This is a genomic window from Cytobacillus sp. FSL R7-0696, assembly GCF_038006865.1.
GTDB lineage: Bacteria > Bacillota > Bacilli > Bacillales > Cytobacillaceae > Cytobacillus > Cytobacillus kochii.
In genome coordinates this window covers 578,368-592,701 of record NZ_JBBOWA010000001.1, presented here as the reverse complement: position 1 = coordinate 592,701, position 14,334 = coordinate 578,368, and the positions used below count along the sequence as shown (strand labels likewise).

At 36.2% G+C, this 14,334-nt stretch carries 14 protein-coding genes and 1 riboswitch; of the genes, 6 read left to right on the top strand and 8 right to left on the bottom strand.

What is annotated here, in order from left to right; all coding sequences use genetic code 11:
• Positions 1-15 precede the first annotated feature (15 nt).
• A complete protein-coding gene (gene cysC, locus MKX29_RS03060) occupies positions 16-612 on the bottom strand; it encodes an adenylyl-sulfate kinase (protein WP_224935030.1) in 597 nt (198 codons plus the stop codon).
• A gap of 158 nt (positions 613-770) precedes the next feature.
• Between cysC and MKX29_RS03055 the strand changes: the two genes are divergently transcribed.
• A complete protein-coding gene (locus tag MKX29_RS03055) occupies positions 771-1,553 on the top strand; it encodes a sulfotransferase family 2 domain-containing protein (protein ID WP_341103898.1) in 783 nt (260 codons plus the stop codon).
• A 69-nt stretch (positions 1,554-1,622) separates the two neighbouring features.
• Here the strand turns inward: MKX29_RS03055 and MKX29_RS03050 are convergent, their stop codons facing one another.
• The gene (locus MKX29_RS03050) at positions 1,623-2,234 is read right to left on the bottom strand and encodes a DUF3298 and DUF4163 domain-containing protein (protein WP_224935034.1); all 612 of its coding nucleotides are present in this window, start codon (positions 2,232-2,234) and stop codon (positions 1,623-1,625) included.
• 109 nt (positions 2,235-2,343) lie between these two features.
• Here MKX29_RS03050 and MKX29_RS03045 point away from each other — a divergent pair, with 109 nt between their 5' ends.
• Positions 2,344-4,086 carry a helix-turn-helix domain-containing protein gene (locus MKX29_RS03045; RefSeq protein ID WP_224935036.1) on the top strand — a complete coding sequence of 581 codons (1,743 nt, stop codon included), beginning with the start codon at positions 2,344-2,346 and terminating at the stop codon, positions 4,084-4,086.
• Positions 4,087-4,507: 421 nt separating this feature from the next.
• Here the strand turns inward: MKX29_RS03045 and queE are convergent, their stop codons facing one another.
• The 4 genes from queE to MKX29_RS03025 form a co-directional block, all read right to left on the bottom strand.
• On the bottom strand, positions 4,508-5,224 hold the full coding sequence (gene queE, locus MKX29_RS03040; RefSeq protein WP_224935038.1) for a 7-carboxy-7-deazaguanine synthase QueE: 717 nt from the start codon (positions 5,222-5,224) through the stop codon (positions 4,508-4,510).
• Positions 5,217-5,693 (bottom strand): 6-carboxytetrahydropterin synthase QueD, encoded by a 477-nt coding sequence (gene queD / locus MKX29_RS03035; protein ID WP_251162897.1) that lies wholly within the window; start codon positions 5,691-5,693, stop codon positions 5,217-5,219. Before queD ends, queE begins: the two co-directional genes overlap by 8 nt.
• Positions 5,690-6,349 carry a 7-cyano-7-deazaguanine synthase QueC gene (gene queC / locus MKX29_RS03030; protein WP_224935043.1) on the bottom strand — a complete coding sequence of 220 codons (660 nt, stop codon included), beginning with the start codon at positions 6,347-6,349 and terminating at the stop codon, positions 5,690-5,692. Before queC ends, queD begins: the two co-directional genes overlap by 4 nt.
• Positions 6,350-6,401: 52 nt before the next feature.
• Positions 6,402-6,446, bottom strand: a riboswitch (PreQ1 riboswitch).
• A gap of 341 nt (positions 6,447-6,787) precedes the next feature.
• Positions 6,788-6,988 carry a DUF1272 domain-containing protein gene (locus MKX29_RS03025; protein WP_251162898.1) on the bottom strand — a complete coding sequence of 67 codons (201 nt, stop codon included), beginning with the start codon at positions 6,986-6,988 and terminating at the stop codon, positions 6,788-6,790.
• A 162-nt stretch (positions 6,989-7,150) separates the two neighbouring features.
• Here MKX29_RS03025 and MKX29_RS03020 point away from each other — a divergent pair, with 162 nt between their 5' ends.
• From MKX29_RS03020 to MKX29_RS03010, 3 genes are all read left to right on the top strand, one after another.
• Complete coding sequence (locus MKX29_RS03020) at positions 7,151-7,573, top strand: Lrp/AsnC family transcriptional regulator (RefSeq protein WP_251162899.1); 423 nt, start codon at positions 7,151-7,153, stop codon at positions 7,571-7,573.
• Between the two features lie 373 nt (positions 7,574-7,946).
• Positions 7,947-9,185 carry an MFS transporter gene (locus MKX29_RS03015; RefSeq protein WP_251162900.1) on the top strand — a complete coding sequence of 413 codons (1,239 nt, stop codon included), beginning with the start codon at positions 7,947-7,949 and terminating at the stop codon, positions 9,183-9,185.
• A 635-nt stretch (positions 9,186-9,820) separates the two neighbouring features.
• Positions 9,821-10,195 (top strand): VOC family protein, encoded by a 375-nt coding sequence (locus tag MKX29_RS03010; RefSeq protein WP_224935058.1) that lies wholly within the window; start codon positions 9,821-9,823, stop codon positions 10,193-10,195.
• Positions 10,196-10,243: 48 nt separating this feature from the next.
• Here MKX29_RS03010 and MKX29_RS03005 read toward each other — a convergent pair whose 3' ends face one another.
• Together MKX29_RS03005 and MKX29_RS03000 are read right to left on the bottom strand one after the other, a co-directional pair.
• Positions 10,244-11,452: a M20 family metallopeptidase gene (locus MKX29_RS03005; RefSeq protein WP_224935061.1), complete on the bottom strand. Its 1,209-nt coding sequence runs from the start codon at positions 11,450-11,452 to the stop codon at positions 10,244-10,246.
• 48 nt (positions 11,453-11,500) lie between these two features.
• Complete coding sequence (locus tag MKX29_RS03000; RefSeq protein ID WP_341103885.1) at positions 11,501-13,039, bottom strand: AbgT family transporter; 1,539 nt, start codon at positions 13,037-13,039, stop codon at positions 11,501-11,503.
• A 618-nt stretch (positions 13,040-13,657) separates the two neighbouring features.
• Between MKX29_RS03000 and MKX29_RS02995 the strand changes: the two genes are divergently transcribed.
• Positions 13,658-14,281, top strand: a complete 624-nt coding sequence (locus MKX29_RS02995; RefSeq protein ID WP_251162903.1) for a DedA family protein — start codon at positions 13,658-13,660, stop codon at positions 14,279-14,281.
• The last annotated feature ends 53 nt before the right edge of the window (positions 14,282-14,334 follow it).

Here is a 14,334-nt window from a genome sequence, read left to right as displayed (position 1 = left end):
TCCATTATTCCTCCTTCACTTAAGTCGCTCAATTAAGTAGTTTACGAGTTCATTTGCACACTCTTCAGCTGATTTCGAGTTGGTCGAAATAACAAGGTCTGGAGACTGGGGAGGTTCATATATTTGATCGATGCCAGTAAAATTTTTGATTTCTCCTAAACGGGCTTTCTTGTAAAGTCCTTTAGGATCTCGCAATTCACATTCTTCTAAAGAACATTCCACATATATTTCAATAAACTCATCTTCGGTAAAAAGAAAGCGGGCTAGCTTTCGATCTTCCTCGAACGGGGAAATCAGTGCTGCCAAAACAACAATGCCTGCATCTACAAATAATTTGCCTATTTCAGCTGTACGGCGAATATTCTCTTTTCTATCTTCACTACTAAATCCTAAGTTTTTATTGATCCCGTGCCGTAAGTTATCACCATCTAATAGATAAGTACTCATATTTAATTCGTATAATTTAGTTTGTACAATGTTTGCTATGGTTGATTTACCAGAACCTGATAAACCAGTTAACCAAACCATACAACTTTTATGATTGTGTAATTTTTGCCGATTTTCTTTTGAGACTTGTGATTGAGACCAAGTGATGTGTTTTCTACTATCCATACAAAATAACCTCCAATCTTATATTTGTCTCACTTATTATTATGCATATGTATTTTCAGGTCAGCTTGTACAGGTCATTTGCCTGTAAATCACCAAATTCGTAACCGCTTATTCCCTTTCTCATATTCTATAAGTAGGAGAAAGGAGTTCGACGTACAGTGACAAAAAGAATGAATGAAATAGTAGTTAAAAACATGATGATGTCTTCTTATATCCCGCTTTTTTCCACCGATTTTCCATACGTTCTCTTATGGGTTCCGAAAAATGGGTGCACAATTGTGAATAAATGGTTTATGTACCATATCGGTGCGGCTGGGGATTTGTCTCAGTTGAATGTCGAAATGACGCATAACTATCGTGACTTTGTCCTTCGGAAACGCTCAGGGTACGAGGATGAATTAAAAGAGGAATTAATAAATGGTGAAAAAAAGATTGTGAAAATCGTGAGAAACCCTTATAGAAGAGCGGTTAGTTCCTTTTATCATGCATTGAGCGGAGAGTGGCTTTTAACACAATTAGGAAGTACCATTACAGAAGGTATGTCTTTTAAAGACTATCTCTTCAAATTGAAATCATTCGGCGAAAGCATACATGTATTAGATAAACATATTGCGCCTCAATATACAATTGGGGAAGAACAAGCACCTATTTGTTATGTGAAATTAGAGAATTTACAACAAGAATTAATAAAGTTAGAAAGGCTTGCGGGACTAAAAGCTTCACCAATGAATGAGATAGCAAGATCCTCTCATCATTTTTCATCGAGAATGAAGCTAGAGGGTGATTATGCAAACCGAGTAATCAATTTTGCCAATGATGAGGAGGATTTGCCGGATTTACCTACAGCTAATAGTTTATTTAACGAAGAAACGAAGGCACTAGTAGAGGAAATCTTTGCTGTGGATCTGCATTTTTACGGATATAAGCTAGGGGAATATTGACTTTTTTTGCTATCAAATGAAGCGGGTCCTCAGTTGTAAGAAAAAGTACATCTGAGGATCCTTTCGTATTTAAGAAAACATTTTACCTAAGGGACCCTCATCATTAATCATATCTTGCAAAGAATAAAGTGAAATTGGGAAATAAATTGTCCCATAAACATATGGAAGTAAGCTATACACATCAAAGATTATGACCAATGTGAGGTCAGCGGTATAAAAGGATTGGGTATCTGTGATTCCGGGATAGGGTACGAGAAGGTCGGTGGTTAAACCTCTTTCCTGCAACTGCTGTTTGATTAGAGTGTTAAGCCTTACTTTGTAATTACTATCCTTTTTAAAGAGTTCTCCAAGTGTATATTGCTTACCAGTCAAACTGTTAAATGTTAACCCGCGTGTAAAAGTAAGGCCATGTGCACCCCCTGAGTATGAATAAACTGTAAGAGATAAACTTAAGACACCTTTTTGGTTGTTTTTTAAGTCAAATCCACCAGTTAATTCAGTTTGTGGTTGTCCGTAACCTTGATCTTTCATTAATTGATTTAGGCTATCTGATATGGCATGATTCATTTTTTGTTGGGCAGCTGGGGGCGTGTAAGAAGTTACCTGCGGTTTAAAAATATCTATACGATTATGCTTGATATGGATCGGTTGAATACCAACTGGTAATTTAAATGTATTCATCACATACACCTCCTAGAAACTAACATATGAAGTGGAACGAATCGTTATGTTGCGATGACAAGTTTTATATATGATAATAAAATGATGACAATAATTTAGGATGATAACTGTGTATGAAAATGAAAAAATAAAACAAAGATTAAATACATTTATCAATGTCTCAAGAAATATTACATCGAATACGAGTTTAACAAAATTAGTACAAGAAATTATAGAGGCCGTGATTGAATCAATAGACAAGGCCGATGCAGGCTTCTTTCTTTTATGGAATGAAGAGATGGAATATTTAGAAATAGAAGGAGCTTACAACTTTAAAGAGGAGATGTATTTACAAAATAAGCTTTTAGCAGGGGAAGGTATTAGTGGCTCTGTTTTTGAAGATGGTTGTAGCAAAATGATTCATACGGCAGAGAAGATTAAAGAGGCAATGGGAAATATGCGTAATCAAACTTTGCATTATTATTTAGAGTCAACGGTACATGCAGCCATACCTGTAAGTTGTATGTCTGTGCCATTGATTCATCAAAATAAAAAAATCGGTGTTTTAACGATAGATAATTTTAAGAACGATGGTTTTTTTAGCGATGAGGACTTAGCGTTTTTAGAAGCCATCGGTCACCAAATTGCAATTTCTATAGTAAATGCTAGAGCTTTTCAAGAAAAGGAAAAACAAACAAAAGAATTAGAAACCATTTTGTCTTTACATAATGAGTTGAATCATGTGGCTTTAAAAGGGGACGGTACATTTTCTTTAGTAAAGAAGCTAGCGGAAAAGTTCAGCGGATCGATTCTTTACTTTGATTCACTTTACCGCTTGAAAACATCTTATCCTCCTTCTGAAGATCATCATTTCTATATAAAAGAATGGTTAAAGAAAAATGCAAAGAAATTAAGTATTCCAAGATTGCTTGATATCTATAAAAAAGAAGAATGGGTAGGTCAAGCAATTGGGGTGATGTCTTCTTTCGGTACAATTGGTTTTTTGGTGGTAACTGAACAGGAGAAGGAATTAAATTTAATTGGTGAATTGGCTTTTAAGCACGCAGCATCTATTATGGCCATTGAACAAATGAAACAGCAAGAACAAATGAAGCATCAACTCACGGAAAAAGAAGAATTATTAAAAGATATATTAAAAAATAACTTTACTCAAGAAGTACAAAGAGCTTTGAAGAGATATGGGATTAGTATCGAAGACAAATGTATCTTTATGGGTATCGAACGGTTGATGAATGATGAAGCATTAGAGAGTTTTATTTCAATAGAAAATCAGGTGAAAAGAGTCTTTCAGGATCGCTTTCTAACTATTTGTTTTCCAGGTAGGGATATGGTTTATGTGATGCTCGCTTCTAAAGATTCTATATTGAATAGGGAAGAAGAATTAAAAACGAGGTCAGAGAGACTTCAACGATATTATCATCCGAATTTAATATATATAGGACGACCTGTCGATTCATTAAGACAAGCTGACATTTCATTTAAAGATGTACAAATCATGCCTGATTTTTTAGTTGAGCAAGGAAAAAATTCCAGTAAAGTCATAGTGTTTAGAGAGATAGGGTATAGAAGATACTTAAACGATGTATCAGATGATGATGCTACTGCTTTTGTGATGATATTCTTAGAAGGGATTGTACAAGCAAATAAAAATGATTGGCTAAAAACGCTTAACGCATACTTACAAACAGATAAAAACGCAGTGAAAACAGCCGAAGAGATGCATCTACACCCTAATACAGTCTATTACCGCATTCAGCAAATAGAAGAGAAGCTTAATATTAATCTTGATTCATTGGAGGATTGTATGAATGTAAGAATAGCACTTGATCTTTATCAACTAAAGCATTTGTAAAATAAAAATAAATGGAAGCTCTAGATAGTGAAGATTTACGTTAGCAATGGCAAGAAAGGTGTATGTCTGCTGCAGAAAAAGTGATGCTAGGATAGTAATGAAAAATAAACACGAATGTCATTCTATGTTCGGTATGCAAAAACATGCTCCCTAAGTAGAATGCATTCGTGTTTGATTTTAAGGTGAAAAAAGTATATGTCTAATTAATTGTAATTTATGAGGGCTAAAGGCCAAGAAGTCCATCCAGGAGGTCAAGGTCCTGGTAGCCCCACCAGATATATACCTAACCGGCGCCAGGGTATATGTGTAACCATAGAAGCGAGGTAGATACCTTTTATGATTTGTTTGGTCATTGGATTCGCCTCATTATTTCATATGGGTCATCAGATGAACCAATATGAAATAGGAGGAAAACCAATGGTTAAACGCCGCGCTTATTTCCCCATATATATGTGTGTAATTGAGGGAGAACTCTTATACTTTTAAATTCACTATCATGCATTGTTTTCTCTACTAACCATTCATATTTAGCTAGTAGGTTACTTCTTAGCACATCGTTATTGACTGTCATGCTGTCATCGTTGCCAACTTGTAAGCAGAAGGAAAGTCTTGGATAGCGTAAGTGGACTTTTTTTGCATAAGCTAAATCTTCTTCATTAAAGACCACAACTTTTAAATTGGGTTGCTTTTCTTCAAGTTGAGCAATAATTTCATCTAGCTTATTGAAATCGGTTTCCATTTGTGAGCTTGGTGGTTTCGGGGATAATGTCAGAAAATCGATATCCTTAAACCAATCTTGCCACTTGCTACCTTGTGTTTCCAAAGCTGTTTGCACTTTTTTATCTTTGAGAAGCGTCACTAATTCACCTAGGTTTTTTAGTAATGCTGGATTGCCTCCAGAAATAGTCACAAAATCAAAGTGATCTCCACCGATGTTTTTTAACTCATGCCAAATTTCTGTCGCTGTCATTTGTTTAATTAAATGTTTACTAGAACCATCCCAAGTAAATGAAGAGTCGCACCAAGTACAAGCGTAATCACATCCAGCAGTACGAACGAACATCGTTTTCTGGCCAATAACAATGCCTTCACCTTGAATGGTTGGTCCGAAGATTTCCATTACAGGTATTTTACTCATCTTCCATCCACTCCCTTCTTACTTCAGCAAAGCTTGTAGGAGTTTCATAGAGTTTGACATATTCCACTCTAAGTTGTTGCGGGCTATCTACTAGCGCTTCTTTCATTTTTTCGTAAACCCATACAACGATGTTTTCTGCTGTTGTATTCATGGGTGGTAGTGTTTCATTAATATACTTGTGATCGAGGTGAATTTCAATTTCTTCTTTCCAAAGTTGCTTAATATTTGCGAAATCAACAACGATTCCACGATCATCAGTATAGCCACTAATGCCGAATATGACTTCATAGGTATGACCATGTAGATTTTTACATTTCCCTTCATAAGCATGAAGATGATGGGCCGCATCAAATGTAAAGGATTTACTAACGAGTACCCTTTTATGATGATATTTTAATTGGTCTTTCTGAATATGCTCATCTATTTTCTGGAGTTCCTCAACTATACGAAAGCCATATAAATCCTTCATGACATTTTCACCTGCAAATACTGAGTCAAGCCTTGCATTCGAAGCTCACAAGCAGGACATTCGCCACATCCGTCTGCAATGACACCATTGTAACAAGTGAGTGTTTTATTTCTAACATAATCAAGTTTGCCAAAATCATCAGCCATCGCCCATGTTTCTGCTTTGTTTAGCCACATAAGGGGCGTATGTATGACAAATGGCCTTTCCATAGATAAATTTAAAGTGACATTTAATGATTTAATAAATTGATCACGACAATCCGGATAACCACTAAAATCTGTTTCGCATACACCTGTAATGATATGCCTTGCCCCTATTTGGTAAGCGAGAATGCCAGCGAAGGATAGAAATAATAAATTTCTACCTGGTACGAAGGTTGAAGGTAATGCCCCATCTTCACCATTCTTGACATCGATATTTGATCGTGTCAACGCATTAGGCGCTAATTGGTTTAGCAGTGTCATATCTAAAATATGATGTTCAATTTGTAAATCAGCTGTAATTGCTTTGGCACAGTCAATCTCAATTGCATGCCTTTGGTTGTAATCAAACGTTACAGCGACTACTTCAGAGAAATGTTCCAAAGCCCAGAATAAACAAGTAGTACTGTCTTGCCCGCCACTAAATACGACAATGGCTTTTTCATTCTTTTTCATAATTAATCTCCTTTTAAACAGAAAAACAGCACCACTAAGAAAATGGCGCTGTTTTTCCTTAGTTTTTTTGAGAGGGTTTAGCTAGAACCTCTACCGCTAAGCGGAATTTGACTTAAGTTGTCGCTAGTCATTATAACATAAATAATGAGCAGTATTCGTCTTTTTTAGGCTCTTTTTCGCATAGATTGTTGTTGTCCAGCAAATATTCACTTAGTAATACTGGAAATTTCCGATTGTAAGGTATAAAAAAACAACCATTCCTTTATGGAGTGATTGTATTTGTTATTCCCTTCAATTATTTCATGTTGAGCATCAATAATTAAAAAAGTTTGTTTCAAATGATTTTCCCCTTTTACTGGTGGAAATATGCTAGACATATTCTCTATAATACTTACTACCTTCGTAAATACATGTAATTTCTAAAAATGTACTCAACACTTATGTACTAATAGGACAACTAAATGAAATTTCCCTTCTTGGCCTTTTCACGAGTTCTCCTCCGCAGTTAGGGCATACATAATTCATATGCACTGTGCATTCCTTGCAAAAAGTACATTCATGTGTACAAATATACGCTAAAGAATTTTTATTAAGTCCCTTGTTACATTTTTCGCAATTACTCCTCATTTCTAAAGACATATTTAATCTCCTTTATTATCATAATTTTGGAAACTTTCTAGTTTAATTCTAATAAATTGGTTGCTATTTTTACATATTAATCTTATTGTAATTTTATAAAATATCTTTCTTTTTAACTAAAAAAGTTTGTTTGACTTAAAATTTTAATGAGGAGGTAAAAATATGGATGAAATTGATCAAAATATATTATTGCACTTACAGGAAAATGCTCGAACATCTTTCACTGAATTAGGAAAGAAGGTGGGATTATCTACTCCTGCTGTTAATGAGAGAGTTAAGAAGCTTGAAGAAAAAGGGATAATTGTTGGCTATAAAGCAATCATTAATCCAGAAAAAGTAGAAAAACCCATAATGGCTTTTATACTATACGACAATACCAAGTGTGAACAATTTGTAGAGTTTTGCAAAAATCATTCTAGTGTTATTGAATGTCATCGACTGGCTGGATCATATAATTATTTAATTAAAGTTTTAACTGATTCTGTCCAATCTTTGGAAAGCTTTATTGATGCTTCCATGTCATTTGGACAGCCCTCCACATTGATTAGACTCTCTTCACCTGTTGATAGTAGATTAATACAGTAAGACTTTTTGATGAGAAAAAGTGCTGTATTATTAATCATCTTTTCCAATGTATTTGTTTTGAAAATGGATATATTCCTAAAGGCTCTTGTAAGTCATCATCGCAAGGTCATATACCTCTTGTAGTGAGAATAAAAAGGGAATACAAAAATCATATTAAAAATAGCAAACCTTATAAATGATATTGCTTTTTTAGCATTTCTTCTTCAGCTAACCTACTTTTTGTTCCATAAGAAAAAAGAGCAACGCATCATTCCCCCAAGGTCCGTTCCATATAAAACTCTATGTTTACACTTTTTTGAAAGTCGAGAATAGAGTCGAGAATAGATTACTATATTTATAAGATGGATAATTTGGCAAAAGAGGTGAAGTCCCGATGAAATTAAGGGAGCATAAAAGCTTTGTTCGTTTTTGGATTGCATCGACAACTTCAAGCTTTGGCACATATATTACAACTCTGGCTCTTCAGGTATTAGTGGTTGGTAATATGGGAGGCAGTGCTGTTGATGTTGGCTGGGTTTCAGCATCTAGATGGCTTCCGTATGTACTATTGGGATTAATAGCGGGGGTTTTGATTGATCGTTTTCATCGAAAGACGGTATTGGTGGTAACAGATATAGGACGCGGCATGATACTTACCTTCATTTGCTTTATGTCTATTACAGGAGTAATCAGTATTGGCTTACTCATGTTCCTGCTGGTGCTCTTTGGTACTTTGTCTCTTTTTAATGATTCTGCCCACCAGTCCTTTGTGCCACAATTAGTCCCTCGTCCTTTATTAACACGTGCAAATGCACGGTTGGAACAAAGCTCAGCGGTTGCTGAAACGAGCGGTCCAGCCATTGGGGGCGGACTTGTTTCATTGATTGGTGCACCATTTGCCCTTCTTTTTGATGCCTTATCGTATTTGTTTTCAGGTGTATTAATGGCATCGATTAAACACCAGACCTCAAAAAAAGTGAAGACTGGATCACTTGGTCAGCAAATCAAGGAAGGTTTGCGATGGGTCTATCAACACCAATACCTTCGTCCCCTCGCTTTAAACACGCACGCCTGGTTTCTCTTTCATAGCATGACGATGACAATCCTAGTATCCATGTTTTTAATTGAACTTGGCTTCGATGCCTTACTCCTTGGGTGTGTCCTCGCCGCTGCAGGTGTTGGTGCTGTCGCAGGAACCTCACTATCTTCTCGAGCCGGGGTGCGCTTTGGTGTCGGGCGTGCAATGGCTTTTTCTCGAATTCTTTATGGCCCAGCAGTAATCTTGATGGCTCTAGCTCCAGCAGCTAACAACTCAGATTCGCCGTACATAGCTCTCATGTTTGTGATTGTAGGCCAGCTCTTTTATGGCTTTGCTATGGGAATCGAAGGTCCTCTTGAAATGGGATATCGACAATATGTCACGCCATCCCACTTCCAAGGGCGCATGAATGCCACACTACGATCCATCAACCGTAGTGCAGTCGTTATCGGCGCTCCACTAGGAGGTACCCTCGCTGACGGACTAGGTTTCAAAACAGCTTTATGGATTTCGATAGCTGGCCTCATTTTATGCGGATTATGGTTTAGTCTTTCATCAATGAGAAAAGCTCGAATAGAAGACGCTGAAATCTAAAAGCTGCCGCGATAGATCAATAAATAATGCAAATACTACCTTAAGGTACCGTGTTTAAAAATTTCTATAATTTAAAACCATGAGGATTCTTTTTTACTTGCTTATTTCTTTTGTCATTTTAACAATTTCCTGTTGATACTAAAGTATTTCTACGTAAAAGCAACAATTTTTACGATTTAAAAAGCAGAAGGGATAAAAAGGTCAACGCTATTCTTAATCTATTCTGAGGTGGTTCATGAATAAAAGGAAGGAGTTTTTAAGGAGAGAAGGGAAGTAATGTATTCAGTAAAAGTCTACTAAAAAGTTAAGAAATGGCTTTAAGATTGTTTCTTGAAAGAAGGTGTAAAGGAATGAGGTGGAAGCTTAGAATTCCTTTAATCCTATTGACGATGGGGCTAACGTCTAAACTCTATCAACTATTCATAGGTAATGGTTCCTTTTTCAATAGTTTACTCTATATCTTCCTAACAGGTGGAGTGATTTTTATATTGGAACGAACAGGCATTAACAATCAGAAGGTTCCTTTTTCATTTTGTGTGTTGATTATATTTGTTGGTATAATGGTAGATTATTTCTCACAATAAGAAATGATCTTTAGTAAAACGAATGCTCGTATGAAGATGGAGGTGTTTCTAATGAGTTTAACGATTGATAGTAAGATAAATAATGTTTTTATTCATGTCTCGAACTTAAAGTACTCAGCCACATGGTATGCAACTTTAATGGGGTTAACAATTGATCAGGAAAAAATTCAATCTCCTGTATTTAACCTCCCTGTTACAGGTGAAACAGGATTGACCCTTGATGATCATACAAAAGACCCTAGCTTTGTTTTTAAACCGGCTTCACATGCGATGTTTAATTTGTATACCCGTGATATTGATAAGGCTTATCAATTTGTCATCTCGAATGATATAAAAATAGTAAAAGAAATAGAATGGGTAGGTGATTTGGCTTATTTTCTCATTGCTGACCCTGATGAAAATGTATTGATGCTATGCAATAAGTAAAAAAGATGAACCCAGTTCGCAAAAAAGAAGCGGACTGGGTTCATTTTTTTATTTAGTTAGTGAATCTTCAATTGTTTCTGTTTTTGCTCCTTCAAGAAACTTTAAAGCAGCTGTTCCTAGTGTTTTAGCTGCGATAAGAAGGGAGCGCTCATCAATATTAAATCGTGGGTGATGATGAGGATAGGTAATTTGCCAATTAGGATCCTGTGCCCCTGTAAAGAAGAATGCTCCTTTTACATGTTGGAGATAATAAGCGAAATCTTCTCCACCCATAAGCGGGTCACATTCTACTACTTCTGTTACTTCTTCAATTTCCTTAGAGATATTCGCAATAAATGCTGCCTCTTCTGGATGGTTAACAACAGCGGGGTAGCCCCGTTTGTATTGGTAATCATAGGTTGCCCCAAATAACTGGCATGTTGAACTTAAATAGTTATCAAGCTCTTTTTCTATTAAATCACGTGTATCCTCATCAAAGGTTCTTACTGTACCGATTAGTTTAGCTGTATCAGCAATGACATTAAAAGGGTTTAATGCTTCAAAATGACCAACTGAGACGACAGCTGGATGAAGAGGGTTCGCTCGGCGAGAAACAATTTGCTGTGCACTTGCGACAAATTGGGAGCCAACCATCACTGCATCTTTTGTTAAATGCGGTTCAGAGCCATGACCACCTTGTCCTTGAATGAGAATATTGAATTGGTCAGCTGCAGCCATAATAGGTCCTTCTTTGACTTGTATCGTACCAAGAGGGAAGGTTGACCAAATATGTGTGCCAAATATGGCGTCAACACCATCTAAGCAACCATCTTCAATCATAGAAATTGCACCACCAGGGGCAATTTCTTCAGCGAATTGGTGAATAAAAACAATTGTTCCTTCAATATCTTCCTGTATTTTATTAAGTGCTTTAGCTAAAACGAGTAAAGTTGCTGTATGTCCGTCATGGCCACAAGCGTGCATCGCACCATCGATTTTTGATTTATATGGAAGGTCATTTTCTTCTTGAATGGCTAATGCGTCGAAATCAGCCCGAAGCGCAACTGTTTTACCTGGTTTTCCACCACGAAGCGTAGCGACAACACCCCTGCCACCTACACCGGTGCGAACGTCATGACCGAGCTTTTCGTGATAGTCAGCTATATAAGCAGGTGTTTTCACTTCTTGATACGAGATTTCAGGGTATTCATGAAGAAACCGGCGGATAGAAATCATTTCTTCTTCGTACTCTTTTAATAAAGCAAATAATTTTTCCATTACGTGAACGCCTCTTTTCAAAAAGATTTAAATAATTGAATAGTATAATTATAAGAAAATTGAGTCTCCAGGTCCAACTGGTAATCCAAGAAGGTACCATAGGGAGAACAGAATAATCCATCCGATGGCAAAACAAATTGAGTAAGGTAATAAGGCAGAGATTAAAGTTCCAATCCCAATTGATTTATCATGCTTTCTAGCGAAAGATAATAAAATAGCAAAGTAGGCGAGCATCGGCGTAATCGGGTTTGTTATAGAGTCACCAATACGGTAAGCCATTTGTGTAAATGCTGGACTATAACCTAAATACATAAACATCGGTACAAAAATAGTGGCTAAAAGTGCCCATTTGGCTGATGCACTGGCAATTAAAAGATTAATAAATGCACAAATAATAATAAAACCAATTAACATTGGTAATCCTGTGAAATTCATTGCTAGTAAGAGCTCAGCGCCTTTAATAGCAAGAATAGGACCAATGTTACTCCAATTAAAGAAAGCAATCATTTGCGCTGCGACAAAAGCCAATACAATAAATGGAGCTAAATCAGCAATGGATTTGAACATTTTATCTGCGACATCTTTATCAGATTTGATCGTCTTTGCTCCAATGCCGAAAGCAATAGCTGGTAGTAAGAATAAGAATAGCATAATCGGTACAATACCTGACATAAATGGACTATTGATAAAAGAACCTGTTTCAGCATCTCTTAACCATCCATTTTCAGGAATAACAGCGATAAGTAAAATGGCGATATAAGCAAAAACTGTGATACCAGCCCATTTTAACCCCCGTTTTTCAGCGCTTGTAATTTCTGCAATCGCTTCTACTTTACCATCGTATTTACTAAATCGTGGTTCGACAAACTTAACGGTTACCCACGTAGCTAGTCCAACGAGTAGAAAGGTTGAGGCAATCAAGAAATAATAGTTCATTGTCGGATTGCCAATATAATTAGGATCGACCATTTTTGCAGCTTGTTCGGTAATACCAGCTAACAATACATCTAGTGAATTTAGTAGAATATTAGCTGAAAAACCACCACCAACTGCAGCATACGTAGCAATTAAACCTACTAGCGGGCTTCTGCCGACACTCATAAAGATAAGTGCAGCGATAGGTGGGAATACAATAAATGCTGCATCAGCAGCTACTCCACCTACAATTGCTGTAAAAAGAACGACTGGAAGGATGAGCTTCTTAGGTGCACTTAACACTGATTTTTTCATAACAAGTTGTATAAGACCAGTGGCTTCTGCAACGCCTACACCAAGCATAGTGACAAGTACTAGTCCGAGTGGAGCGAAGGAGGTGAAATTGCTAACCATATTGGTGAGAATCTGTTCAATCCCTGCTCGGTTGAGGAGATTAATCACTTCTATCGGTTCTCCAGAACTAGGGTCAGTAGCAGAAACACCAATCTTAGCAAGTAAAAAAGATAAAATAAGTATCATACCTGACATGATTACAAATAGTGTAATAGGGTCTGGTAATTTATTTCCTGCTCTTTCAATGCTATCGAGGAATCGATCAGTTAATTTCTTTTTAGTCGGTAAAGGTGCTTGCTGTTTTGGAATTGCGCTCATATATACCCTCCTTGTTGATTAACTTTTTTGAAAATTATAAGGGTATTACGAGGAAAAAACTATGTGATGAACTCTAAAAAAAATATATTTATTTAGATCATACTACAAAATTATACACTTTCTGATGATTGAATGAAGTGGACAAACCTACATATATCAAAGGGAATATGTAATTTCTAATACTTTATCTCACTAATGAATTTAAGTGGTGAAAAATATAAGACTATGAGAATTAAATAGTAAGTAATAAGGATTTTTTTGTGAAAATTGTAATAAATGGTTAGAAGTTGAAACTTTAACTTGTGGGATTCGTACATCATTATGATGGGAGGGTGTTTAATTAATGAGGTTGATCAAAAGAAAAAAGAGCAAAAAGAAGAAAGAATCCATTTGGGATGTTTTATTTGAAATCGTCTTGTGGATCCCTGAGATTCTATTGTGGCCATTAAGAGCTTTATTTTTTCTTGGAAGGAAAACCTACCATTTCTTTATTTCTAATTAAGGAATAAGGTTCTTACTTCCCTTTCTTTCTTTTTTCTTATAATATGGTATTGGTGAAAAGAATAGGACATTGTTTACAGCATGATAAACAGTTTATAAATAAAAGGTAGGTATAGGATGGAACAATTGATATTAGATCTTGTAAATTGGTTTAAAGATTTATCATATATAGGTATTTTTCTTGCTCTTTGTATTGAATTTATTCCGGCTGAAGTTGTTTTGCCGTTGGCTGGTTTTTGGGTGTCTGAAGGAGACATGTTGTTCTGGGGTGTAGTCATTGCCGGCTCTTTAGGTGGTGTTGTCGGCCCGCTTACATTATATGCAGTGGGTCGTTACGGTGGTAGACCTATATTAGAAAAGTACGGCAAGTATTTTTTTATGTCCCCAGAGAATTTAGAGAAGGCGGATGCGTTTTTTGCTAAACACGGGGCATTTGTTGCTTTCTCTGCTCGTTTTCTTCCAGGGGTGAGAACAGTGATTTCTGTCCCTTGTGGGATGGCAAAAATGAATCCTTGGGTTTTCTCACTATATACATTATTAGCGATGACCCCGATTACATTCTTTTATGTTTACTTAGGTGTACAATTAGGCGAAAATTGGTCAGATGTAAAACCAATACTAAATCAATATCTTGTTCCAATTGGTATAGTACTCGTTATATTGTTTGTCATTTATTTACTGATTAAAAGAAGGAAAAATCAAAAAGCAGAATCACTTTCAGATTTCTTAGGAAAAAAATAAAAATGAAAAGCCATGACCTCACTGATAGATGGTCTTGCCCCTGTCAAGTAGAC